The organism is Sphingomonas sp. ABOLH, from assembly GCF_003951715.1.
Taxonomy (GTDB): Bacteria; Pseudomonadota; Alphaproteobacteria; order Sphingomonadales; family Sphingomonadaceae; genus Sphingomonas; species Sphingomonas hankookensis_A.
Genome location: NZ_QQWV01000005.1, coordinates 74,583 through 97,301, shown reverse-complemented (window position 1 = coordinate 97,301; position 22,719 = coordinate 74,583). Strand labels below are relative to the sequence as shown.

Below are 22,719 nucleotides of genomic sequence, written 5' to 3'. Positions count from 1 at the left end.
CTGTTCGAAAATGCGTCGAGACGCATTTTGCGGCACCAGCCCGCTCCCCCACCCGGCCACCCACACGGTATCCTCGATGGGTGGTCGGGTGGGGGAGCGGGCTGGTGCCGCCTCAAAACGCGCTCTTTCGCGCGTTTTCAAACAGCCTTATTACGCACGCAGATCGAGGATCGACCGCGTGATCTGGTTCGAGGTGTCGAGCGCCTTCGAGTTCGCCTGGAAGTTGCGCTGTGCGGCGATCAGACTGACCAGTTCCTCGGTGATGTCGACGTTCGACCCTTCGATCATGCCCGACATCAGCGAGCCGGCGCCGTTCTCACCCGAGCTGGCGAAGCTGGGGTCGCCCGACAGGCCGGTCGCCTGCCAGTTGCTGTTGCCCATCTGGCGCAGGCCTGCCGAGTTCGAGAAGTTGACGATCGCGACCTGGCCCAGCGCCTTGGTATCGCCGTTCGAATAGCTGGCGGTGACGATACCCTTTTCGTTGATCGTCACGCCCTGCAACCGGCCGACGGCGACGCCGTCCTGCTGCTGCGTTTCCAGCTTGAACGGCTTGGTCGTCGCGACGGTGGTGGTCGGGAAGGTCAGCTTGATCTGCTGCTGCGCCACGCCGCTGGCCGGCATGAACGAGTCGAAGGTCGTCGCGACCGGGGTGGTGAACTTGCCGGTGGCATCAAAGGTGATCGTCACCGCCTGCGTTCCCGGCACCGCCGGGGTCGTGCCGGTCGCAGGCGTGCCGCCCACTTCCATCGCCTTGTCGCCGACGAAGCTATAGGCTTCCCAGGTGCTCGACAGATCGGTCGGGTCCGCCTGCGGCGCGGTGGTGCGGACCATATAGGTGGTCATGGTCATCGGGTTGCCGGCGCCGTCATAGACGGTCGTGGTCACCGCTTCGTTGTAGCTGGTCGAATCGAAGCGGTTGAACGGGGTCGTCGTCGGCTTGACCGAGCGGGCGTTCATGTTGAGGCCGAGCTTCACATCCTCGGTGCCGGTCGGCTTGCCCGAGGTTTCGAACAACACGAGGTCGGCCAGCGAATCGCGGGTGGTCGACACGACGTTGCCCGACCCGTCGACCGGATAGACCTGCAGCCGCGCGCCCTGCGCATCGGTGACGAACTGGTTCGAATCGACGCGCAGCGAGCCGTTTCGGGTGAAGGTCAGGCCGTCCTTCGTGGGATCGGGCTTCAGCGCGAAGAAGCCGTCGCCGGCGATCGCGATGTCGAGCGACGAGGACGACTGGACGAGGTTGCCTTCGCCGAACTGCTGGCGATTGCCCTTCACCACGGTACCCGACCCGACCATCTGCGTCGGCGCGACCGACAGGTTGGACGCGATCACGTCGGCGAATTCGGCGCGGCTCTTCTTGAAGCCGGTGGTGCCGACGTTGGCGAGGTTGTGCGAGATCGACGCCATGTCGACCTGCGAAGCCTTCAGACCGGAGAGCGAAGTGTAGAAGGACATGGGATTTGCTCCTGCGAAAATTCAAATGAAAGGGTTGGAATTTCAGGCGATCTTGCGAACGGTATCGGCCAGCACCTGCTGACCGTCGGACAGCGTCAGCATCGGTTTTCCGCCATTGGGCATGACGGAGGAGACCCCGGCCCAGGCAAGGTTGCGAGCCTTCACCACCTGTCCGTTGGCATCGCTGGCCGCGACGCTGATCGTGTAGGGGCCGGCGCCGGCGGCGCTGCCGTCCTCGGTCTTTCCGTCCCACTGGTAATCGACCATGCCGGCAGGCTGCGCACCCAGCGATACGGCACGGGCGAGATTGCCGTTGGCATCGCGGATCTCGACCTTCACCTGCGCGGCGTCCTTGTCGAGTTCGACCGCGCCGGTGACATTGCCCTTGGTATCGGCGGTGGCCGTCGCGCTGTCGGTCAGGACGGCCTTGCCGATCCACGACACCGCGTCGCTCGTGCCGCTGCCGGCCAGGCGGGCGGACAACGTCTTCAGGGTCGAGCTCATTTCGGTGATGCCCGACAGCGACGACATCTGCGCCATCTGCGCGACCATCTGGCCGTTGTCGGTCGGGTTGAACGGGTCCTGATATTGCAGCTGTGCGGTCATCAGGCGGAGGAAATCGTCCTGCCCCAGTGAGCGCTGGCCCAGTTTCGCCTTGGCCGCGGCGTCGTTCGCGCCCTTTACCGTCGGGATGTTCTGGATGGCGGTGGTGGTCATGATCAGCGTCCCAGGCGCAGCGTTTCGGTGATGAGCGACTTGGCGGTCGACATCACCTCGACATTGTTCTGATAGGTGCGGGCGGCATCGAGCATGTCGACCAGCTCGCGCGGTTCATCGACGGCGGCTTCCCACACATTGCCTTCGGCATCGGCCAGCGGGTTGCCGGGATCGTGGCGCTTGGCCGGCGCCTCGCCCGCCGTCACGACCTGCGCCGCATCGACCGTGGCGAGGCCGCTGGCTGCATCGAAAGTGGTGCGGAACACCGGCTTCATCGTGCGATAGGCGCCGGCCTCGGTCGTCGACACCGCGCCGGCATTGGCGAGGTTCGAGGCGGTGGTGTTCATCCGCACCAGCTGCGCGGACATGGCGCGGCCTGATACTTCGAAGATGCTCATTGGTGCGGGCATGGGCTTATTCCCCCTTCAGCGCGCGGGTGATGGTGGAAATGCGGCCGTTCAGGAACGCGAGCGTCGTCTGATACGCGACCGCGTTTTCGGCGAAGGCGGTCTGTTCGGTGACCAGTTCGACGGTGTTTCCGTCGAGCGAAGGCTGGAGCGGACGGCGGTAGAGCGTGTTGCTGTCGATCGAGCGGTCGACATTGCCGCTCTGCTGCGCGCCGGCCAGCGCCGCGCGGAAGTCGACGTCCTTCGCCTTGAAGCCGGGCGTCGAGGCATTGGCGATGTTCGATGCGAGCATACCCATGCGCTGCGCCCGCACCTGCAGCGCGGCGCCGTGTATCCCGAACAGAGCATTGTCGGCCATCGGACGGTTCCCAAATCGGCGCGCCAGCTGCGCGTCACGCGGAAACACAGCAAAGGGCGTGCCAGTTTTCGCGAAACCCGCGACCCATGGTCCAATTGCCGCTTTTGCCGCCGCCGACCGGCAAGCGGCAACCGCATCCGGCAAGCCATTGCCGGCACGAAAACTGGCACCGTGTTTGCAGGGAAGCGGCCATGGACGCATCCATGTTCGCCCCCTATGCCGATCCGGTCGCCGCCGCCTTCGTGGTCGGCGGCACCTTCGTCGCGCTGCTGATCCGCACGCCGCCGGCCGATCTTGCCCGCGCGATCCGCGCGCTCGGCACGCTGGGCCGCACGCCTTTTTCGGCCGAGGAGGGACTGGGCCAGATTGCCGCGCTGGGCCGCATCGCCAAGCGGCATGGCGTGATGACGCTCGACCGGTCGCGGATCACCGATCCCGACATCGCCGACGCCATCGCAGCGATCGTCGACGGCGTCGGCCCCGACGGCGTGGCGGCGACGCTGCGCCACCGCAACGAAGCCCGCGCCGAACGGCACCTCGCCGCCGCCGACATGTGGACGGCGATGGCCGAACTGGCCCCCGCGCTGGGCATGATCGGTACGCTGGTCGGCCTGGTGCGGATGTTCATGGCGATGACCGATCCGACCGCGATCGGGCAGGCGATGGCCGTCGCGTTGCTGTCCACCCTATACGGCGCGGTGCTGGCCGCGCTGGTCGGCATGCCCATCGCCGGACGGCTGCGCCGGCTGGGTCGCGCCGAAGCATTCGAACGTGCCCGTTTCGAGGCACCTCTGGTCGCGCTCGCCAGGCGGGAGCGACCACAATTCCGGGAGGCCGCAGAATGAGAATCCAACGTTTCGACCCCGCCCCCGGTCGCCCGCTATGGCTGACCACCCTGGCCGACCTGTCGCTGCTGCTGGTCGGGTTCTTCGTGTTCCTGCAGGCGGCGCAGGCCGTCGACAAACGCGCGCTGACTGCCGGCATCCGCGCCGGATTCGATGCCGAACCGATCCCGATGACGGTGGAACGCGCGGTGATCGACGGCTTTGCGCCCGGATCGGCCGCCCTGCCCGCCGGCAGCGCCAACAGCGTCGAGTTCGTACGCGGTGCCGCCGCCGACCGGCGCATCGCCGTCACGCTGACCGGCGGGACCGACGGCCCCGAAGCCGGCAAGGACGTCGACCCGACGACCGGCAGCGCCGCGATCCTCGCCACCGACCGCGCGCGCGCCGTCGCCGCGCTGCTGGTGCGCGAAGGCGCGGCGACGCCCGCGCAGATCGCCTTCGCACCGCCGGGAACCGGCGGGCGGGGCGTATTCATCGATCTGGGCTTTGCCGGTGAGCGGCAAGCCGTTGCCGACCGGCAAGCGCCGCTTGCCGCCCCTGCCGATGGAGCAGAGACGAAATGATCCGCCACAGCCTGTTCGCCGCGATGCTGATCGCGGTCCCTGCCACCGCGCAGACCTTTCAATCGACCGCCCAGCTCGACGAGGCGGTGGTGCAGTTCACCGGTGCCAGCATCGGCATGGACGGCGGCGCGCAGATGCCCGTCGATCCGCGCCTGAAGCTCGCGCGCTGTGCTATGCCGCAATTCGGCTGGCTGTCCGACCGGCAGGATGCGGTGGTCATCAGCTGCATGGCGCCGGCGTGGAAAGTCTATGTGCCGGTCCGCCGGATGACCCGCGTCGCCCCCGAACGCCCGGCGGCAGCGCCGGTCGCGGTCGTCGCCGCCAAGCCCGAACCGGTCATCCGCCGGGGCGACCCGATCATGGTCGAGGCCGGCGCGCCCGGCTTCTCGATCACGCGTGACGGCGTGGCGATGGGCGATGCCCCGGTCGGCGGTCGGTTGATGGTGAAGGTCGATCCGGCCAGGCCGCCGATCCAGGCAATCGCGCTGGAATCGGGCCGGGCGGCGCTGCCGGGTTTTACGGGGTAGGGTAGGCTGAGCCGATACGTCCGCCCAATCCGCATCGTACCCCCGCCTGCGCGGGGGTACGGCTCAAATGCGGACCGGTGGGCGTTCCCGCCCCCATGAAATCCGAAAAAATAACCCCCCAGTAATTTTTGCTAAAGAAGTCGCCGGTGCCGCCGTTTCTCCTCATGTCAGCAGTTCGTGAAGGACGGGGACATGGTGGATTCTGTCGGATCAAGGCTGGTTACGTCGATCGGTGGGCGCGGTGTCGCGCGGACCGAGGGGCAGGCACGCACGGAAACGGCACAGGCGCCGCAGGATACGGGCGCGCCCAAGAGCGGCGTGGCGCTGCTGTCCGGCGGGACCACCGCGCAGGCGATGGCGTCGTCGCCACCGGTCGATACCGACCGCGTCGCGACGATCCGCAAGGCGATTTCCGAAGGACGCTTCCCCCTGTCGCCCGCCACCATCGCCGACCGGCTCATCGCCCTGAAACTCGATTGGAACAGCAATGAACCGGCGTGATGCGCTGATCCAGATCATCGACAGCCTGCATGCCGAGATCGCGGCGTTGCAGGCCAACGACATCACCGCGCTGGAGACCGCCACCGCAATGAAATTGCAGGGGATCGAGGCGGTCGCCGCCAATGACGACCTGCCGCTTGACGCCGAGCTGGAGACGTTGGCGCGCGAGGCACAGCGGCTGAACGAGACCGCCCGCATCTACGTCAACCTGATGGCGGCCAATGTCCGCCGGCGGATCGACCAGCTGGCCGGCGGCGGTTTGCCGGCCTACCGGCCGGGAATTGCCGGCACCCCGCAGCGCTTGGCTGCGGCGGCGTATCGGTAGGTTCGTTCCCGCTCTTCAAAGCGTCACCCCCGCGCAGGCTGGGGTCTGCTGCGGTTCCTGTCCCGCGCTGCAACCGAGAGATCCCAGCCTTCGCCGGGATGACGCTCGTGGCGAGCCTGACTGCGCACCCGATCCCAAACTGGCACGCCGCTTGCTTTTCTCGCTCCTGAACAGGGGAAGCGAAGTACAGCCCGATGAGTGTCGTTCCGGTAGAAGCCCGATCCTATGTCCATAGCGCGATCGCGAAGGCGAGCGCGCGGACCGGTGTCGATTTCAATTACCTGCTGGGCCAGGCGCAGGTCGAAAGCGGCCTGCAGGCCAATGCGCGTGCCGGGACGTCGTCGGCCACCGGGCTGTACCAGTTCGTCGAGCAGAGCTGGCTGGGCGTGGTGAAGGCGCATGGCGCCGAACACGGCATGGGCTGGGCATCCGACAGCATCCGCCAGGGCAGCAACGGCCGCTATTATGTCGCCGATCCGGGCACTCGCCGCGCGATCCTGCAGATGCGCAACGACCCGCAGGCATCGTCGCTGATGGCCGCAGAGCATGCCGCCGACAACAAGGCCGCGCTGGAGACCGCACTGGGCCGCTCGGCCACCGGCACCGACCTGTACATGGCGCATTTCCTGGGGCTGGGCGGTGCGCGCCAGTTCCTGACCACGATGCAGAGCAATCCCGATCGTTCCGCTGCGGCCATGTTCCCCGCCGCGGCGCGTGCGAACCGGACCATCTTCTACGGCGCCGGCGGCCAGCCGCGCTCGCTCGCCGAAATCTATGACAAGATGGCGACCAAGCTGGACCGCGGCGCGAAGGCCGGCGGCGGCAGCGGCGTCGACCTGGGCGACATGATGGGCAGCTTTCCGGTCAACCGGATGCAGCCGGCGGTAATGATGAACGGCTTCGACGGCGACGTCATCCTCGGCAACGAGGCGCAGGGCAATGACGAGGCGTGGCTGGCGACGACGCTGGCCAATCTGAACGTCGTGCGCAGCCGCAGCGGCGACGCGACGACGCCGCAGGTGCAGATGGCCTCGCTCTACCGCCCGACCCCTGAATCGGCGCGCCTCGCCTATTCGATCCTCGCCAATCTGGGTAACGCGTGATGCAGGCGATCCTGAGCAATCCCAAGAGCCTGTTGCCCGCGATGCGCGGGTCGGCGCTGCCCGCCGCGATCCTGCTGCTCGTGCTGCTGATGGTCGTGCCGATCCCGGCGTTCATGCTCGACATCTTCTTCGTCATGAACATCATGATCTCGATCGCGGTGTTGATGGTCGCGCTCAACGCGCAGAAGCCGCTCGACTTCTCCGCCTTCCCGACCGTGCTGCTGTTCGCGACGCTGTTCCGCCTGGGCCTCAACGTCGCATCGACCCGCGTCGTGCTGGTCCACGGGCATGAGGGCGAAGCGGCGGCGGGCCATGTCATCGAGGCGTTCGGGACGTTCCTGATCGGTGGCGACTATGTCGTCGGCCTCTTCGTCTTCTCGATCCTGATCATCATCAACATGATCGTTGTGACCAAGGGTGCGGGCCGCGTGTCCGAAGTGTCGGCGCGCTTCACCCTCGACGCGCTGCCCGGCAAGCAGATGGCGATCGACGCCGACCTGAACGCCGGCCTGATCACCCCCGACGAAGCCCGCAACAAGCGGATCGAGACCGGCGCCGAAGCCGATTTCTACGGCGCGATGGACGGTTCGTCGAAGTTCGTGAAGGGCGACGCGGTCGCCGGCCTGCTCATTCTGGCGATCAACATCGTCGGCGGCCTGATCCTCGGCGTCGTCAGCCACCAGATGGCGGTCGGCGAAGCGGCGCAGACCTATGTGCTGCTCGCGATCGGCGACGCGCTGGTCGCGCAGGTGCCCTCGCTGCTGCTGTCTATCGCCGCCGCCGCCATCGTTACCCGCGTCACCTCCACGTCTTCGCAGGATCTGGCCGGCCAGATCGGGACGCAGTTCGCGTCGCACCGCACCTGGGCGCCGGTCGCCGGTATCCTGGGGCTGCTGGCGATGCTGCCGGGGATGCCGTTCCTCGTGCTGGCGCCCGCCGCCGGCATTGCGGGCTTCGCATCGTGGAAACTCGGCAAGATCAAGAACGCCCCCCCGCCCCCGCCGCCGGTCGAGGCGCTGCCCGAAGCAGCCGACCTGTCGAAGATCTGCTGGGAGGAAGTGGCCGACACCTGCCACATCATGCTCGACATCGGCTATGGCCTGGTGCCGCTGGTCGACGAGCGCAAGGGCGCGCCGCTGATGAGCCGGATCACCGGGGTCCGCCGCCAGCTGTCCAAGGAACTGGGCTTCGTCGTGCCGCAGGTGAAGGTGCGCGACGATATCAACCTCGCCCCCTACACCTATCGCATCTCGATCGGCGGCGTGGTCGTCGGCGAGGACATGGCGTCGGCGACCGAGATGCTGGCGCTCGACACGGGCCAGGCGGTCGGCATGCTGAACGGCAAAACCGCCAAGGACCCGACCTTCGGATTGGACGCGGTGTGGATCCAGCCGGGCGACGCCGATGCAGCGACGGGTGCCGGCTATCTGGTGGTCGATGCCGGGACCGTCATCGCCACGCACCTGAACCATGTGCTGACCGTCAATGCGACCGAGCTGCTGGGTCCGGACGAGGTGCAGGCGCTGCTCGACGGCCTCAAGGACCGTGCCGCCAATCTGGTGGCGGCTTTGTGCCCCAACCCGCTGACGCTCACCACGCTGACGCAGGTGCTGCGCGCGCTGCTGGCCGAGAATATCACGCTCAAGGAATTCCGCCGTATCGCCGCCGCGATCGTCGTGGTCGCCCAGCGGACGCAGGATGCCGACGAGATCGTCGAGCTGATCCGGCCGGAACTGGGCGCCCTCATCATCCAGAAGCTGTGCGGGGTGCGCGAGCCGCTGCGGGTGATGACGCTCGAGGGGCAGCTGGAGGCGCTGCTGGGCCAGGCGATGCGGAACGATCCCAGCCGCCGCCACGCGATCGAACCCGATCTGGGCCGTCGCATCGTCGACGCGCTGACCAACGCTGCGCAGCCGCTGATGGCCGAGGCCAAGCCGTTCGCGCTGGTCGTGCAGCCGTCGATCCGCGTCGCGATCCGCAAGCTGATCAAGTCCTACCTGCCCGACACCCCCGTCATGAGCTTCTTCGAAGTTCCCGAGGACAAGGCAGTCGAAGTCGTCGCCGTCATCGGCGCCCCGGAGGCCATCGCAGCATGAACGCCCCCTTCTTCCCCCAGCCCGAGCTGAGCACGCCGGTCTATACCCGGCATGCGAAACCGAACGACGGCGACGCGATCGTCCGCCGCCACCTGCCGCTGGTCCGCCGGATCGCGTGGCACGTCCATGGTCACATGAGCACGATGGTCGATGTCGAGGACCTGGTGCAGGTCGGCCTCGTCGCGCTGGTCGAGGCGGTGCCGATGTTCGAGGATCGCGGCACGGTGACGTTCGAGCAGTATCTCGCCACCCGGCTGCGCGGGGCGATGATCGACGAACTCAGGCGACAGGCGACGATCAGCCGCGGGGCGATGAAGCGGCGGCGCGACTATGCCAAGGCGGTGTCGAGCCTGACGGTGGAGCTGGGCCGCGCGCCGGTGCCGGCGGAGATCGCCGACCGGCTGGGCGTGCCGCTGGGGCGGCTGCGGGTCGATTATGCCGATGTCCAGTCGGTGCAGTTCGATTCGATCGACGACGTCTATACCGACGAGGCGCCGTGGTTCATGGACGACGGCCCCGACGCGTTCGAGGCGCTGGCCGAGGGTGAGTTGCGGAGCACGCTGATCGCCGCGATCGCCGCGCTGCCCGAGCGGGAGGCGCAGGTGATCCAGCTTTATTATGTCGAGGAACTGAACCTCGAGGAGATCGGGCAGGTGCTGGGCGTCGGCGCAGCGCGCATCTGCCAGATCAAGAAGGCGGCGCATGAGAAGCTGAAACGGGCGTTGGCGCGAGCTTCGGGGTAGTTTTCTTTTATTTCCAAACGCTTGAGCGGGGTCGGACCAGGGGTTCGGCCCCTTTTTCGTGGCCAAAGTTCACTAAGTTCACACTCGTGCGCGTTTTGCGTTGGGCGTTGGGTGGTGGGTCGGAGATGGTCGGAGAAGAAGAAGCGGGACCCCGGGTCTGGCCCGGGGTGACGTGGGAGGTTGGCGGATGGGAAGGATCGGGACGTTGAGTTTAGCGTAGCGGGTTGGTTGTAGGAAAGTGGGCTAGCCCGTTGCCGTTGCTCTTGGGACGTACCCCCGCGCAGGCGGGGGGCCAGGGTTTTTGGACGCCGGCGTTGCGTTTGAGGTTCTGGATCCCCGCCTACGCGGGGATACGGACAAGGCTTTTCCGGACGGGCAATGCCTTGCATTCCGGATTTGCGCCTTCGCAGGGATACGAAGGAAGCCGGGGCGTTCGTGGACGCCCCCCTCCACCGTCCTGCGGACGGTCCCCCTCCCGCGGAGCGGGGAGGATCGGGGTTGCGCGACGTGCAGGCCGCGGCGCGTCTGTCGATGCCCCTATATATAGAGTCTGTCGGCCGTGCTCCGGAACGCCGAAACCCCCGGTGACCGTGATGGTCACCGGGGGCTGGCCCGTTGCCGGGAGTCCCGCCGCCGCCGCCTTCATCAAGGGGGAACGGCGGCGGCGGAGCCCGATTAGCCGAGCAGCTTCAGCACGCCCTGCTGCGACTGGTTGGCCTGCGCCAGCATCGCGGTCGAGGCCTGGCCGAGGATCTGCGCCTTGGCGAGCGCCGTCGATTCCGCCGAGAAGTCGGTGTCTTCGATGCGGCTGCGCGCTTCCTGCAGGTTCGACGAGGTGGTCGTCAGGTTGTTGACGGTGACCTGCAGACGGTTCTGCACCGCACCGAGGTCGCCGCGGATCGCCGAGACCTTGTCGAGCGCCTTGTCGATGGCGTTCATCGCCACCGCGGCATTCGCCTGGGTCGAGACGTTCAGCGCGCCGCCGACCGTATCGGCCGAGCCGCCCTGGGCCGACAGGCCGACCTTGGCGAGCGAGCCGGTCGGACCGCCCGAACCTTCGACGCGGATTTCCGCACCGGTGTCCGACTTCAGCTCGACACGACCACGCAGGGTCAGGCCGGTGGCGATCGCGCCGGTCGAGGCACCGCCGTCATCGCCCTTCATGTCGATGACCAAGCCCGCCGAGGTACCGCCGGTGCCGTCCTTCAGCGTGATGTCGTTGCCGGTCGACGAGGTGAGGATCAGGTTGCCCTTCTCGTCACTCGACGCGACCAGGCCGCTGATGCCGGCACCGTTGATGTTCTTCACCACGTCCGACATCGACATACCGCTAACACCGTCCGAGTCGCTAAGCGTCACCGTCGAACCGTTGACAACCAAGGTGTTGGAGGCAACGATCTTCCCGGCTGCCAGTGCAACGGTCGCCTTGGTCGTAGCGGTTGCGGTGACACCCGACTTGTCGCTGACGGCGTTGATCGCGGCGGCCTTCGATGCGGCCGATGCGTCGTTCGAGGCACCCACGGCAACGCCGTTGATCTTCACGTCGTCGGTAACGGAGAGTGCAGTATCGCCGACAGCGGTACCTTTTACGCCTTCATTCGAGGTGGTTTCGTTCAAGCCGAGCGCGGTCAAGCTCGCCGCTGCGCCAGTCGCGCTGCGCTTGATGTCGATCGCTTCGCCGGTCGAGCTCTGCAGGGCGACGAAGCCGCCATAGGTGCCGTTGGTGAAGCCCGCCTTGCCCGCTGCTGAACCGGCGATTTCAATCGTTTTTCCGGTGTCGTTCGACAGGACGATCTTGCCTTCGCTGTCGAGCTGCGCGCTGATGCCGCCCACGTCGCGGTTGATCTTGTCGACCAGTTCCTGGCCGTTGGCGCCGGTGATGTCGACGGCTGCGTTCGCACCGACCTTGATGGTCAGGCTGCCGGTCGCGGTGATGCCGCCCGCCGCGATCGGACCGCCTGACAGAGTGTTATATGCCTTGGCCGACACGCCGGTCTGGCCGGTGTTGCCATTGATGCTGGCAGCGGTCGTTTCGGCGTCAGCCGTGGTCAAGGCAGTGCCGAGCGCGTTCTTGCCGTTGAACTGTACGTCGCCGACCGCGACGGACGCGGCGTTGATGCGGCCGGTGGTCGCCTGGCCTTCGACACGGTAGCCGTTCAGGCCGAGCGCGGTGGCCGAGGTGCTGGTGAGGCTGACCGAAGTGGTCTGGCCGGCCTGCGAACCGGTCTGCAGCGTCACGGCCTTCACCGTGCCGTCGAGCAGGTTGATGCCGTTGAAGTTGGTCTTGTTCGCGATGTCGTTGATCTGCGCGGTCAGCTGACCGACTTCCGATTGGAGCGACTTGCGTTCCGCCGAACCCAGCGTGCCGTTGGCCGCCTGCCCAGCCAGTTCCTTCATGCGCTGCAGCATGTTGGTGACTTCGCCCAGCGCGCCTTCGGCGGTCTGCGCCATCGAGATGCCGTCGTTCGCGTTGCGTGCGGCGACTGCCATGGTCTTGATCTGGCTGGTCATGCGGCTGGCGATGGCGAGGCCGGCGGCGTCGTCCTTGGCCGAGTTGATACGCTTGCCGGTCGACAGGCGCTCCATCGAAGCCTTCAGGGCGTCGTTGGCAGCGGACGAGGCGTTGGCGGCGCGGAGCGATCCGATGTTGGATCCGATAACGGTCATTGGGTGTGTCCTCCAGTCTGACTTCCAGCGCCCCGCGTCCCCCCTTGAAGCGATCGGGATCGAAGCTGCTGCCCGGAGAAACGGCACGCAGCGGACCGGGTTAAGGAAAAAAGTTCCGGCATTTTGCGGCCCCTCGCGCGCGCACGAGGGCGTACGCGGAGTACAGAGCCGAATCGGGGTGGATTTTACCGGCCGTTAACCATTTGCCGGCAAAAGGGTGCCGTTCAGGGGGAATGTCCGAAACGATGCGCTCGATCTATCCATCCGCTGCCGTGCTTGGCGCCAAGTTCACGCTGGTTTCGTCGCTGCGTGCGCAGGGCTTCGCCCTGGCCAATGCCGGACAGAAGCCGGGGCCGAACGACGTGTTCCTGGTCATGGAAGGCGAAGTGCCGCCGATCGCGGCGCGCACGCTGGTGCTGGCCGATGGTCCCGCCGCCGCGACGCCGTTTGCGGACGGCCGCCCGGCCCGCCTGTCCTATTCGCATGCCGATACCGAACTGGCCCATGCCTTTGCCGCAGCCCTGCTGTGCGGCCGGCACGAGGCGGTCGCCGCCGATCCGGAAAGCCTGGCCCTTCAGGCGCTGGCCCGCCGCGTCGCCGGCGCCGACATCACCGTGCTGGTCAACGGCCCGACCGGCACCGGCAAGGAAGTGCTGGCCCGCACCATCCACGCCGAAAGCGCCCGCGCCGACGGCCCGTTCGTCGCGATCAACTGCGCGGCGCTGCCCGAAACCATGCTCGAAGCGATGCTGTTCGGCCATGTGAAGGGCGCGTTCACCGGCGCGGGTGCGGCGGGCGAAGGCTTTTTCCGCGCGGCCCATGGCGGCACGCTGCTGCTCGACGAGATCGCGGAAATGCCGCTGCCGCTGCAGGCGAAGCTGCTGCGCGTGTTGCAGGAACGCGAAGTCGTGCCGATCGGCGCGACCCAGGCCGAGGCGGTCGATGTCCGCGTCGTCGCCTGCGCCAATCGCGACCTGCAGGACGAAGTCGCCGCCGGCCGCTTCCGCGCCGATCTTTACTACCGCCTCAGCGTCTTCCCGCTGACCACCCGCGCGCTGGCCGACCGGCCGGGCGACATCGCTGCGCTCGCTGCCGCGATGGTGGTGCGCCATGCGGGCATGCGTTCGACGCTGCCGTGGATTTCGGACGAGGCGCTGGCGATGCTCGGCCGCCACGACTGGCCGGGCAATGCCCGCGAGCTGGAAAATGTGATCCAGCGCGCGCTGCTGCTGGGCATGGGCGACCGGATCGAGGCGCACGATATCGTGTTCGATCGCGCCAGCACCTCCGCCGCCGCCGCTGCCCCGCGCGCGGTCGAGCCGGTGGCGGCGACGCTGACCAACATCGTCCAGATCCACGAGTTCGCGGCGATCCGCCGCACGCTGGAGGAATGCGGCGGCAACCGGATCGAGACCGCCCGCCGGCTGGGCATTTCGGAGCGTACGCTGCGCTACCGCCTCGCCAAGGCGCGTGAGGCCGGCGAGCTGCTGGCCGCTTCGGCGACCCAGTCGATGGCGGCGTCGGCATGAGCGGCGTCGGCGGTGTCGGCGGCGCGATGGGCGTCGACCGGGTGATGGCGCTGCGCGCGCAGATCCTCGAGCGCAACCAGGCGCTGTCCAAGGCGAATGCGCAGGTCGCGGCCGCCCCGGTGCAGGCCGAACCGGCGAAGCCGACCAGCTTCGTCGAGGCGATGGGCGACGCGCTGAAGGGCGTGAACGCGCAGCAGAACAAGGCGAGCGAATTGTCGGCGATGTACGAACGCGGCGAGACCGTGGACATCGCCAAGGTGATGATGGCGCGCCAGCAGGCATCGGTCGGCTTCGAAGCCACGATGCAGGTCAGGAACAAACTCTTGTCCGCCTACAAGGACATCATGAGCATGCCGGTCTGATATGGAAAACGCTCTCGCCACCACCGGTGCAGGCGGCGTTCCCGCCCCCGCCCCCGCAGCGCCCGCCAAATTCGCTAACCCGCTGACCCAGATCGGCGGGCTGATGAAGCAACCCGCCGTCAAGCGCAGCCTGCCGATGATCTTCGTCGTCGGGCTGGTGCTGTCGGCGGCGCTGGCGTGGATGGCGCTCGCCACTCCGCCGCAGCGCACGTTGTTCCCGTCGCTGCCCGACAGCGACAAGCAGGCGGTCGTCGACGCGCTGGGCGCGGCGAAGATCAGCAGCAGCGTGGACGATTCGGGCGGCATCACCGTCGCCGAGGACGATTATCACCGCGCGCGGATTTTGCTGGCCGGACAGGGCCTGCCCAAGGCGGCGCCGGGCGGCTATGCGATCCTCGACCAGCTGCCGATGGGCGTGTCGCGCGCCGTCGAGGGCGAGCGGCTGCGCCAGGCGCGCGAGACCGAACTGGCCAAGTCGATCGGCGAGATCGAATCGGTGGCGGATGCGCGCGTCCACCTGGCGATGCCCGAAAGCTCGGTGTTCGTGCGCGACAATGCGCAGCCCTCCGCCTCGGTCATCGTCCGCCTCGAACCCGGCCGCAGCCTGACCCAGGCGCAGGTCCGTTCGATCGTCAACCTCGTCGCCTCCTCGATGCCGGGGATGAAGGCCGATCAGGTGACGATCATCGACCAGATGGGCGCGCTGCTGAGCAAGCCGACCGACGGGTCGGAAGGATCGACCCTGTCGGACGAGCGGATCGATTATCAGCGCCGTATCGAGGACAAGTATCGCGCGCAGCTCAACACGCTGCTGACCCCGCTGCTGGGCGCCGGCAATTTCTCGGCCGAGATCCAGGCCGATGTCGATCTGGACCAGAGCCAGGCGACGCGCGAAAGCTATGACAAGCAGGGCGTCGTCCGCGCCGAACAGGGCAACTGGGCCGGCAACACGCCCGGCGAAACCGCCCCCGGCGGCGTGCCCGGCGCGCTGAGCAACACCCCGCCCGCCGCCTCCACGCTGGCGACCGCGACCCCGGGTCCGGCGGGTGCGACGGTGCAGCCCGGCACCGCGCCCGGCGCCACCCCGCCGGTCAAGACCACCGAGAATTTCAGCCGCGCCTATGACCTGGGCAAGGAAGTGTCGGTGACCCGCGCCGCGCCGGGATCGATCCGTCGCCTGTCGGTCGCCGTGCTGCTGCGCGAACCCGAAGGCGCCAAGCCGCGTACCCCGGCCGAAATCCAGCAGATCAACGACCTCGTGAAGGCGGCGGTCGGCTATAACCAGCAGCGCCAGGACACGGTGACGGTCATCAGCCGCAAGTTCTCGCCCGAGGCGGTCGCCGGCGACGTCGCCCGCCCGTGGTACGATGCCGACTGGGTGCCGATGGCGGCGCGCAACGGCACCGCGCTCATCATCGCGCTGCTGGTGCTTTTCATGGGCGTCCGCCCGATGGTCAAGGCGATCAACGAGCGGCGCAAGGCCGATGCCGCCGCCGAGACCGCCCGCGTCGCCGCCGCCGAAGCTGCCGCGCAGGCCGCGCTCAACGCCCCCGCCGGACCAGCGCCGGTCAGCATGGAGATGCTGGAAACCGCGCAGAATTACGACGACCGGGTCGGCCTCGTCCGTGGCTTCACGCGCGACAATCCGACGCGCGCCGCGCTCGCCATTCGTGACATGATCCAGTCGGATACCAAGCAGTGAACGCCCCCGTCCGTATCCAGAGCGGCGTCGAGCGCGCCGCCGTCCTGATGATGCTGGTCGGCGAGGAGGAAGCCGCCGCCATCCTGCAGAAGCTGGAACCCGAAGAGGTGCAGCAGCTGGGCAAGGCGATGTTCAGCGTCGCCGATGTCAGCGAGGACGAGGTGTCGGTGGTGCTCGACGATTTCGTCGAGAAGGCGCGCGAGCGCACCACGGTCGGCTTCGATCCGCGCCCGCACATCGAAACGGTGATGAACAAGGCGCTGGGCCAGGACAAGGCGGAGAGCGTGCTGGCCAAGATCACGCCGGTCGAGACCGCGTGCCAGATCGAGCTGCTCGACTGGATGGATGCGGCCGAGATCGTCAGCCTGATCAAGGACGAGCATCCGCAGATCGCTGCCGTCCTGCTCGCCAACCTCGACCCGAGCGTCGCGGCGCAGGTGCTCGAAGGACTGCCCGAAGCGTCGCAGCCGCAGATTCTGCACCGTATCGCCAAGCTGGGCCCGATCACGCCCGAGGCGATCGATACGCTGAAGTCGATGGTCGCGCGCCGCTCGACCGGTCGCACCAGCGGCACCGGCGTGCAGCTGGGCGGGGCGAAGGATGCCGCGAAAATCCTGTCGTCGGGCCGCAAGGCGACCGAGACGCGGGTCATGCCCAAGCTGGCCAAGATCGACCGCGACATCGCCCGCCAGATCGAGGACCAGCTGTTCGTCTTCGACAATCTGCTGGAGATGGACGACAAGAATCTGGGCGTACTGATCCGCAACGTCGACAGCGACCTGCTGGTCCGGGCGCTCAAGGGCGTGGACGAGAATGCGCGCAACCGCTTCCTCGGCTGCATGTCGGCGCGCGCCGCCGACGGCATTCGCGACGAGATGGAGGCACGCGGCCCGATGAAGCTGGCCGAGGTGCTCGATGCGCAGAAAGGCGTCATCACCGTCGCGCGCAACCTGGCCAAGGACGGGACGATCATGATGGGCGGCGGCGACGACGATTATGTTTGAGAGCGCCGCCTCCCCCGCCCCCGCCAACGGCTTCGTCGCCGGCTTCGCCAGCCGCCATGTCGCGGCGGCGGACATCCTGGCCCGCGCCTTCGGTACGCCCGATCCGTTCGCGGCGACCGGCGTCGTGCCGGTTCGTCCGGCCGATTCCGGCGCGACCGCCGCTGCCCAGCAGCCGGTCGGCCCGAAGCATTTCCGCCCGGCCGATCCCGATGCCAACCCGACCGAGGGATGGGACCCGTTCAGCGCGGTGGTGGACGACAGCGTCCACGCGCTCGATCCGGTCGCAGAGGCGCATGCGGCGGGCTATGCCGAGGGGCTGGCCGCGGCGGCCGCTGCCAGCCAGTCCGACACGGCGCGCGACCATGCGCTGCTGGCGAAGCTGGCCGAAGCGCTGGGCGCCGCGACCCATATCGACCGCGAGGCGATGGCCGCGCGGCTGCGCGAGACGGTGCTGACGCTGGTGCGGCAGATCGTGGGCGAGGTCGGCGTATCGGCCAACCACCTGATCGAACGGATCGACGCCGCCGCCGACCTGCTGGCCGATGGCGCCGAATCCGCGATCCTGCGCATGCACGAAGCGGATGTGCCGCTGGTCGAGGGCAAGCTGCCCAAGGCGGTGTTCCCGGTCGCCGACGCCCATGTCGAGCGCGGCGGCTTCATCCTCGAATCCGCCTCGACCGTGGTCGAGGATGGCCCGTCGCTGTGGCTGGAACAGCTTGGCGCGGAAATCGAAACCGTACCGGTGCCCCGCTGATGCTGAACCGTTTCGCCGAAAACTATCTGGGCGCGCTGGCCCCGACCGACTTCCGTCCGCGCGCGCGGGTGGCGGGCAAGCTCGCCAGCTATGACGGGCTGTTGATGGAAGCGGTCGGGCTGTCGCTACCGGTCGGGACCGTGTGCCAGGTCGGCACCGGCGATGGCGGCATGGTCGAGGCGGAGGCAATCGGTTTCCGCAACGGCCGGACGCTGATGATGAACCTGGGCGGCCCGGCACCGCTGCTGCCCGGTGCGCTGGTGCGGCCGGGCGACAAGCCGGGCGAGGCCGAGGTCGGCGACGCGATGCTCGGCCGGGTGGTCGATGGCGCGGGCAAGCCGATCGACGGCAAGGGGCCGATCCGGGGTGCGGGCCGCTGGCCGCTCGCGGGGCGTATCCAGTCGCCGCTGGACCGGGGCCGCGTGCTGGAGCCGATGGATGTCGGCGTGCGCGCGATCAACGGGCTGCTGACCATCGGTCAGGGCCAGCGCGTCGGCATCATGGCTGGCTCCGGCGTCGGCAAGTCGGTGCTGCTGGGCATGATGGTCCGCGCCGCCAAGGCCGACGTGATCGTCGTCGGGCTGATCGGCGAGCGCAGCCGCGAGGTGTCCGACTTCCTCGAAACCAAGCTGAAGGGCGATGCGCGGGCGCGGTCGGTCGTGGTCGCGGTGCCGGCCAATCATTCGCCCGTGCTGCGCATCCGCGGGGCGCTGCGCGCGACCGCGATTGCCGAGGCGTTTCGCGAACAGGGCAAGAAGGTCCTGCTCATCATCGATTCGCTGACCCGCGTCGCCCATGCCGGCCGTGAGATCGGGCTGGCGCTGGGCGAGCCGGCGTCGGCACGCGGCTATCCGCCCTCGGCCATCGCGATGCTGCCGGGGCTGATCGAGCGGGCGGGCACCTGCGTGCGCACCGGCGGGTCGATCACGGCGATCTATACCGTGCTGGCCGATGGCGACGATAACAGCGATCCGGTGGTCGATTCGGCGCGCTCGATCCTCGATGGGCATATCGTGCTGAGCCGTCAGCTGGCCGAGCGCGGCGTCTATCCGGCGATCGACCTGGGACCCTCGGTCAGCCGGGTGATGACCGACATTGCCGACAAGCCGCATCTGGCCGCCGCGCGGGTGCTGCGCCGGCATCTGGCGACGTATGAGGAAAATCGCGATCTGGTGCTGATGGGCGCCTATCGCCCCGGCACCGATCCGGCGATCGACGGGGCGCTGGCGGCGCATCCGGCGGTCATGGAATATGTGAAGCAGGATTCGGACGAGGTCGTGTCGCTGGACGATGCCGTCGCCGAGCTGGTGGGTGTGTTCGGTGGCTGAAAAGGCCAAGCGCCTCGCCCGCGTGCTGCGCGTGCGCACCATGCAGCTGAACCTGACGCAAGCCGAGGAGGCGCGCGCCGCCGCCCGCGTGGCGGAAGAGATCGCGCTGCGCGACCGTATCCTCAATCTGGCGCAGGCGGTGTCGCCGGTGCCGACGCCGAGCGCCAGCGCACAGACGCTGGGCGCCGCCGCCCATTATCGCGAAAAGCTGCATGCGACCGCGCGGGTGGTCGAGCATCGCGTGGCGCAGGCCGATGACGGCCTGACCCGCGCCCGGTCGGCGACGATGGCCGCCAAGCGCGACCAGAGCGCGGTCGAAAAGCTGCTGGAGCGCGCCCATGCCGCCCGCGCGCTGCGGGAATTGCGCGCGCTGGAAAACGCGCCGCCGGTCCGTCGGCCCAATCGGCACGATCCTTGCTGATCGACCGGTCGAACGCTTGACGGATCGACCTATGCAGCTTCTCTCGGCCCTTTCCAGCACCACCTCCCCGCTTGCGATGCAGGTGATGCCGCTTGTCGGATCGCCGGCGGGCGACTTCGCCGCGTTGATCGCGGACATGGTGCCGGCGGGGGATGCGGCAGTTGCGACCGGCCCGGTCGAGCGGCAGGCGGCTGCCCTGGGCGGCAACGGATTGCCGGTGGCGATTGCCGCCCCGGTCGCCTTGGTCGAGATGCCCGTCGTCGCGGCACCCGCGGTCACGCCGCCCCTGCCGGCCTCGGCGACCGAGGCGGTGCTGATGCTCCCGGTCGAGGCGGACGCGCCCGTCGCCAAGCCGGCGGTCGCGCCGGTGCTGGCGGCGACGGCAGCGATCGGCGTGCTGGCGAGCGTGTTGCCTGAGGAAGAGACGGTCGAAGCCCCGCCGCGTACCGAGGATGTCGCGCTGCGTACCCTGCCGATGCCGGTGCCGACCCGCTTCGCCGCACCCCAGCCGCGTGTGAAGCGGTCTGAAACCCCGCCGCACGACGCAGTGCCGCTTCCCGGCGAGGACGAGGCGGACGAACCGGACCAGCCGGCGGCACAGGGCGAAGTGGCTCTGCCCGCGCCCCAGCCGACGCCCGAGCCGGGGGAGGCAATCCTCCTGCCGCCCGCCCCGCCGATCGCCGAACGGCCAGTGCCGGCGCGGCAGGACGCAACGGCGGCGGTGGTCATCGAACAGGGGCAGGTCGTCGCGGCGGAACCCGCTGCCGCGACTCCACCGATGCGGATGGCGAAACGGGGTGCCGCTGCGGCTCCCGCTATGGCGCAGGTGCCTGCCCCACCGACCGGCACCGCCGATCCGACCGTGGGCGTTGTGACGCCGCTCGACACCGACCGAGTCGTGCCGGTCCATGTCGTCGTGCCGCAAGCAACCGACGACGCCGCACCGATGGCGGCGAAGCCGGTTGCCGGCGATGCCGCACCGCCTGCGCGGCCGGGCGTGTCGGCAGCGCAGATGCCCCTGCAATCCGTCGCATCGCGCGATGCCGTCGATACCCGACCGGTCGCGTCGCCGGTCGTGTCCGCAACATCGGCGCCTGCCGTGTCGCCTGCGCCCTCTGCCGACGCCCAAGCGGTTGCCTCCCCCGTTTCCGACGCGGCGGACATGGTCGCGGTCGCGGTCGAGTCGATGCCGTTGCGCCAGCCGCCGGCCGACCTCGCCGCACCGCGCACGCGTCCGTTGGTCGCGACCGACGGCAGTCGCCCGCCCGAGGCTGCGCGTTCGGCATCGATCCCGGCTCGCCCGGTCGTGCTGCCGAGCGAGGCCGTCGCCATTCCGCAAGCCGTTCCGGGCGACGTGATCCAACCACGGCCGACGCCGTCCCTCGTCGCTGATCCGATCGCGATAGCCGTGCGACCGGCGGGCACTGCGGCGGGCGAGGCGATCGTGGCATCGGTTCCGTTGCCGGATGCCCCGGAGCTTCGTCCGGTGGTCACTGACGCCGTTGTCGCCGATATTGCCGTTGAAGCCCGACGCACTGCCCCAACCCTCCGCCCGTTGGCGGAAACGACGCCCGCGTCCGTGCCGCCGGTCGCACGTGCCGAATCGCAGCCGATCAGGTCCGCTATGCCGGCAACGGCATCGCTGCCGGACGCCACGCCGGTTACGTCGCGCGAAGCCGTGCAGGCCGATCGCGCGCCGATCAACGGCGAAGCCGCCGCCTCGGTCACGCTGGTCGCCGCGCCCGCAGCGCAGCCGGTCCCGAACAGCGCGCCGGTCACCCGCCTCGCGCCCGCCCAGCCGAGCGATACCGCGCCGGTGGTTGGGGTGACGGTCGATGGCACGACCGTCCACGCTGCGATCGATGCGCCGACCGTCGCGCCGGCAACGCCCCCGGTCATGCGCGTCGCGCGGACCCAGCCGAGCGATACCGCTCCGGTGGTCGAGGCGAAGGTCGACGGTACGACCGTCCGCCATGCCGTCGATGCGCCGGCCGCCGCACCCGCGACGACGCCAATCACCCGCCTCGCCCCCGCTCCGGTGCCGGATGCCGTGGCAGCGATCGACGTGGCACCGGTCGATGCCGACACGCTCGCCCCGCGCCCGCGGCGCGACGACGACCTGTCGGTTCCGACGACCGGCGCGCCGCAAGCCGCCGACGCCGCCGTGCTGCGTCCGGTCGCGCCCACGTCGCACGCCGCCCAGCCGACGCTCGACACCTGCCAGCCGCAATGGGTCGAGGGGATGATCGACCGCATCCAGACGCTGCGCGAATCGAGCGCCAGCAATAGCGGCGAAACGCGCATCCGCCTGTCGCCGGACGCTCTGGGCGATGTCGAGGTGGCGGTGCGGATGGGTGATGACGGCAAGCTGCATGTCCACTTCGCCAGCGACAATGCCGATGCCGGACGCCTGCTGGCCGAAGCGCAGCCGCGCCTGGTCCAGATGGCCGAGGCGCGCGGGCTGAAGCTGGGCGGCATGCAGGTCGATGTCGGATCGCAGCAATCGCAGCGCCAGGCGCAGGACCAGGGCAATCCCGCCCCCCGCGCGCCACGCCCCGCCACCACACAAGCAAACACGCAAACCACCCGATCCGATGATCGTATCGCCTGAGGAAGCATGACATGAGCGACAAGGACGCGCCGGAGGAAAAACCGGCCAAGAAGAAGGGCAAGCTCGGCAAGATCATCGTCATGGCGGTGGGCGTCATCGTCCTGCTGGGCGGCGGCGTCGGCGCCGGGCTGTATGCCAGTTCGTCTGGCCTGATCGGCGGCGGGCATGGCAAGGAAGGCGAGCATGAGGAGGTCAAGAAGGACCTGCCCAAGCTGGTCCCCAAGTCCGAGGAAGTGAAGGCGAGCGCCGGCGGCGGCGAGGGTGGCGGCGAAGGCGGCGGCCATGGCGGCGGCGAGGGCGGTGAAGGCGGCGGCGAGGCCGCGGCCAATAACGGCGAAGGCGGCCGCCCGACGCCGGAGATGGAAGGCGGTGACCGCTATGCATCGAGCTATTACGCGATGGAAAAGGAGTTCACCTCCAACCTGGCGGACAGCACGCATTTCATCCAGGTCGGCGTCGCCATCTCGACCTCCTACGATCACAAGGTCCTCGACAATCTGAAGACCCACGAGATCGCGATTCGCTCGGCGATCCTGCTGGCGCTCGGCGAGACGACCGAGGATCAGGTGTTCACTGCCGAGGGCAAGAAACAGCTGTCGCTGCGGATCAAAAAGGCCATCAACGACACACTTGAGCAGAAAGAGGGCTTTGGCGGCATCGGTAACGTTTATTTTACCCAATTTGTCGTTCAGTAAACG

22 protein-coding genes are annotated in these 22,719 nt (G+C 68.5%); 17 read left to right on the top strand and 5 right to left on the bottom strand.

Annotation, left to right across the window (positions count from 1 at the left end):
- Positions 1-150: 150 nt before the first annotated feature.
- The 4 genes from CA237_RS04030 to flgB are packed head-to-tail and all read right to left on the bottom strand — an operon-like array spanning position 151 to position 2,940.
- On the bottom strand, positions 151-1,458 hold the full coding sequence (locus CA237_RS04030; protein WP_066688153.1) for a flagellar hook protein FlgE: 1,308 nt from the start codon (positions 1,456-1,458) through the stop codon (positions 151-153).
- 42 nt (positions 1,459-1,500) lie between these two features.
- Positions 1,501-2,175 carry a flagellar hook capping FlgD N-terminal domain-containing protein gene (locus CA237_RS04025; protein ID WP_126013017.1) on the bottom strand — a complete coding sequence of 225 codons (675 nt, stop codon included), beginning with the start codon at positions 2,173-2,175 and terminating at the stop codon, positions 1,501-1,503.
- Between the two features lie 2 nt (positions 2,176-2,177).
- Entirely contained in the window at positions 2,178-2,585 is a 408-nt protein-coding gene (flgC, locus tag CA237_RS04020; protein ID WP_126013013.1) for a flagellar basal body rod protein FlgC, read from the bottom strand.
- 4 nt (positions 2,586-2,589) lie between these two features.
- Positions 2,590-2,940, bottom strand: a complete 351-nt coding sequence (gene flgB / locus CA237_RS04015; RefSeq protein ID WP_066688150.1) for a flagellar basal body rod protein FlgB — start codon at positions 2,938-2,940, stop codon at positions 2,590-2,592.
- Positions 2,941-3,131: 191 nt separating this feature from the next.
- Between flgB and CA237_RS04010 the strand changes: the two genes are divergently transcribed.
- The 8 genes from CA237_RS04010 (at position 3,132) to fliA (ending at position 9,643) form a co-directional block, all read left to right on the top strand.
- Positions 3,132-3,785 carry a MotA/TolQ/ExbB proton channel family protein gene (locus CA237_RS04010; RefSeq protein ID WP_241215430.1) on the top strand — a complete coding sequence of 218 codons (654 nt, stop codon included), beginning with the start codon at positions 3,132-3,134 and terminating at the stop codon, positions 3,783-3,785.
- Positions 3,782-4,348 (top strand): flagellar motor protein MotB, encoded by a 567-nt coding sequence (locus CA237_RS04005; RefSeq protein ID WP_126013010.1) that lies wholly within the window; start codon positions 3,782-3,784, stop codon positions 4,346-4,348. Before CA237_RS04010 ends, CA237_RS04005 begins: the two co-directional genes overlap by 4 nt.
- Positions 4,345-4,875: a hypothetical protein gene (locus CA237_RS04000; RefSeq protein ID WP_066688146.1), complete on the top strand. Its 531-nt coding sequence runs from the start codon at positions 4,345-4,347 to the stop codon at positions 4,873-4,875. Before CA237_RS04005 ends, CA237_RS04000 begins: the two co-directional genes overlap by 4 nt.
- A 192-nt stretch (positions 4,876-5,067) precedes the next feature.
- A complete protein-coding gene (flgM, locus tag CA237_RS03995) occupies positions 5,068-5,376 on the top strand; it encodes a flagellar biosynthesis anti-sigma factor FlgM (protein WP_066688144.1) in 309 nt (102 codons plus the stop codon).
- Positions 5,363-5,701, top strand: a complete 339-nt coding sequence (locus tag CA237_RS03990; RefSeq protein WP_241215429.1) for a flagellar protein FlgN — start codon at positions 5,363-5,365, stop codon at positions 5,699-5,701. Before flgM ends, CA237_RS03990 begins: the two co-directional genes overlap by 14 nt.
- 194 nt (positions 5,702-5,895) lie before the next feature.
- Complete coding sequence (locus CA237_RS03985) at positions 5,896-6,804, top strand: lytic transglycosylase domain-containing protein (protein ID WP_126013007.1); 909 nt, start codon at positions 5,896-5,898, stop codon at positions 6,802-6,804.
- On the top strand, positions 6,804-8,900 hold the full coding sequence (gene flhA / locus CA237_RS03980) for a flagellar biosynthesis protein FlhA (protein ID WP_198158486.1): 2,097 nt from the start codon (positions 6,804-6,806) through the stop codon (positions 8,898-8,900). The genes CA237_RS03985 and flhA overlap by 1 nt, the downstream gene beginning before the upstream one ends.
- Positions 8,897-9,643 (top strand): RNA polymerase sigma factor FliA, encoded by a 747-nt coding sequence (gene fliA, locus CA237_RS03975; RefSeq protein ID WP_066688139.1) that lies wholly within the window; start codon positions 8,897-8,899, stop codon positions 9,641-9,643. The genes flhA and fliA overlap by 4 nt, the downstream gene beginning before the upstream one ends.
- Before the next feature lie 675 nt (positions 9,644-10,318).
- On the opposite strand, the gene CA237_RS03970 is transcribed toward fliA, so the two are convergent.
- Positions 10,319-12,310, bottom strand: coding sequence for a flagellin (locus CA237_RS03970; protein WP_066693754.1), 1,992 nt, complete (start codon positions 12,308-12,310; stop codon positions 10,319-10,321).
- 245 nt (positions 12,311-12,555) lie between these two features.
- Between CA237_RS03970 and CA237_RS03965 the strand changes: the two genes are divergently transcribed.
- Genes CA237_RS03965 through CA237_RS03925 form a run of 9 tightly spaced genes read left to right on the top strand, consistent with a single transcriptional unit; the run spans position 12,556 to position 22,716 of the window.
- A complete protein-coding gene (locus tag CA237_RS03965) occupies positions 12,556-13,839 on the top strand; it encodes a sigma 54-interacting transcriptional regulator (RefSeq protein ID WP_066693967.1) in 1,284 nt (427 codons plus the stop codon).
- Positions 13,836-14,201 (top strand): flagellar hook-basal body complex protein FliE, encoded by a 366-nt coding sequence (fliE, locus tag CA237_RS03960; RefSeq protein ID WP_066693756.1) that lies wholly within the window; start codon positions 13,836-13,838, stop codon positions 14,199-14,201. The genes CA237_RS03965 and fliE overlap by 4 nt, the downstream gene beginning before the upstream one ends.
- Before the next feature lies 1 nt (position 14,202).
- Positions 14,203-15,903: a flagellar basal-body MS-ring/collar protein FliF gene (gene fliF / locus CA237_RS03955; RefSeq protein WP_066693758.1), complete on the top strand. Its 1,701-nt coding sequence runs from the start codon at positions 14,203-14,205 to the stop codon at positions 15,901-15,903.
- Positions 15,900-16,907, top strand: coding sequence for a flagellar motor switch protein FliG (gene fliG, locus CA237_RS03950; protein WP_066693760.1), 1,008 nt, complete (start codon positions 15,900-15,902; stop codon positions 16,905-16,907). Before fliF ends, fliG begins: the two co-directional genes overlap by 4 nt.
- On the top strand, positions 16,900-17,661 hold the full coding sequence (locus CA237_RS03945) for a FliH/SctL family protein (protein WP_066693762.1): 762 nt from the start codon (positions 16,900-16,902) through the stop codon (positions 17,659-17,661). Before fliG ends, CA237_RS03945 begins: the two co-directional genes overlap by 8 nt.
- Complete coding sequence (locus CA237_RS03940) at positions 17,661-18,989, top strand: FliI/YscN family ATPase (protein WP_066693764.1); 1,329 nt, start codon at positions 17,661-17,663, stop codon at positions 18,987-18,989. Before CA237_RS03945 ends, CA237_RS03940 begins: the two co-directional genes overlap by 1 nt.
- Positions 18,982-19,410: a hypothetical protein gene (locus CA237_RS03935; protein WP_232308057.1), complete on the top strand. Its 429-nt coding sequence runs from the start codon at positions 18,982-18,984 to the stop codon at positions 19,408-19,410. The genes CA237_RS03940 and CA237_RS03935 overlap by 8 nt, the downstream gene beginning before the upstream one ends.
- A 31-nt stretch (positions 19,411-19,441) precedes the next feature.
- Positions 19,442-22,021, top strand: a complete 2,580-nt coding sequence (locus CA237_RS03930) for a flagellar hook-length control protein FliK (RefSeq protein WP_164523827.1) — start codon at positions 19,442-19,444, stop codon at positions 22,019-22,021.
- An 11-nt stretch (positions 22,022-22,032) separates the two neighbouring features.
- Positions 22,033-22,716: a flagellar basal body-associated FliL family protein gene (locus tag CA237_RS03925; RefSeq protein WP_066693771.1), complete on the top strand. Its 684-nt coding sequence runs from the start codon at positions 22,033-22,035 to the stop codon at positions 22,714-22,716.
- The last annotated feature ends 3 nt before the right edge of the window (positions 22,717-22,719 follow it).

Bases quoted from the DNA above. Each gene is read 5' to 3' on its own strand.
- CA237_RS04030 (WP_066688153.1), bottom strand. From the start codon at position 1,458: ATGTCCTTCTACACTTCGCTCTCCGGTCTGAAGGCTTCGCAGGTCGAC.
- CA237_RS04025 (WP_126013017.1), bottom strand. From the start codon at position 2,175: ATGACCACCACCGCCATCCAGAACATCCCGACGGTAAAGGGCGCGAAC.
- flgC (WP_126013013.1), bottom strand. From the start codon at position 2,585: ATGCCCGCACCAATGAGCATCTTCGAAGTATCAGGCCGCGCCATGTCC.
- flgB (WP_066688150.1), bottom strand. From the start codon at position 2,940: ATGGCCGACAATGCTCTGTTCGGGATACACGGCGCCGCGCTGCAGGTG.
- CA237_RS04010 (WP_241215430.1), top strand. From the start codon at position 3,132: ATGGACGCATCCATGTTCGCCCCCTATGCCGATCCGGTCGCCGCCGCC.
- CA237_RS04005 (WP_126013010.1), top strand. From the start codon at position 3,782: ATGAGAATCCAACGTTTCGACCCCGCCCCCGGTCGCCCGCTATGGCTG.
- CA237_RS04000 (WP_066688146.1), top strand. From the start codon at position 4,345: ATGATCCGCCACAGCCTGTTCGCCGCGATGCTGATCGCGGTCCCTGCC.
- flgM (WP_066688144.1), top strand. From the start codon at position 5,068: ATGGTGGATTCTGTCGGATCAAGGCTGGTTACGTCGATCGGTGGGCGC.
- CA237_RS03990 (WP_241215429.1), top strand. From the start codon at position 5,363: ATGAACCGGCGTGATGCGCTGATCCAGATCATCGACAGCCTGCATGCC.
- CA237_RS03985 (WP_126013007.1), top strand. From the start codon at position 5,896: ATGAGTGTCGTTCCGGTAGAAGCCCGATCCTATGTCCATAGCGCGATC.
- flhA (WP_198158486.1), top strand. From the start codon at position 6,804: ATGCAGGCGATCCTGAGCAATCCCAAGAGCCTGTTGCCCGCGATGCGC.
- fliA (WP_066688139.1), top strand. From the start codon at position 8,897: ATGAACGCCCCCTTCTTCCCCCAGCCCGAGCTGAGCACGCCGGTCTAT.
- CA237_RS03970 (WP_066693754.1), bottom strand. From the start codon at position 12,310: ATGACCGTTATCGGATCCAACATCGGATCGCTCCGCGCCGCCAACGCC.
- CA237_RS03965 (WP_066693967.1), top strand. From the start codon at position 12,556: ATGCGCTCGATCTATCCATCCGCTGCCGTGCTTGGCGCCAAGTTCACG.
- fliE (WP_066693756.1), top strand. From the start codon at position 13,836: ATGAGCGGCGTCGGCGGTGTCGGCGGCGCGATGGGCGTCGACCGGGTG.
- fliF (WP_066693758.1), top strand. From the start codon at position 14,203: ATGGAAAACGCTCTCGCCACCACCGGTGCAGGCGGCGTTCCCGCCCCC.
- CA237_RS03945 (WP_066693762.1), top strand. From the start codon at position 16,900: ATGTTTGAGAGCGCCGCCTCCCCCGCCCCCGCCAACGGCTTCGTCGCC.
- CA237_RS03940 (WP_066693764.1), top strand. From the start codon at position 17,661: ATGCTGAACCGTTTCGCCGAAAACTATCTGGGCGCGCTGGCCCCGACC.
- CA237_RS03930 (WP_164523827.1), top strand. From the start codon at position 19,442: ATGCAGCTTCTCTCGGCCCTTTCCAGCACCACCTCCCCGCTTGCGATG.
- CA237_RS03925 (WP_066693771.1), top strand. From the start codon at position 22,033: ATGAGCGACAAGGACGCGCCGGAGGAAAAACCGGCCAAGAAGAAGGGC.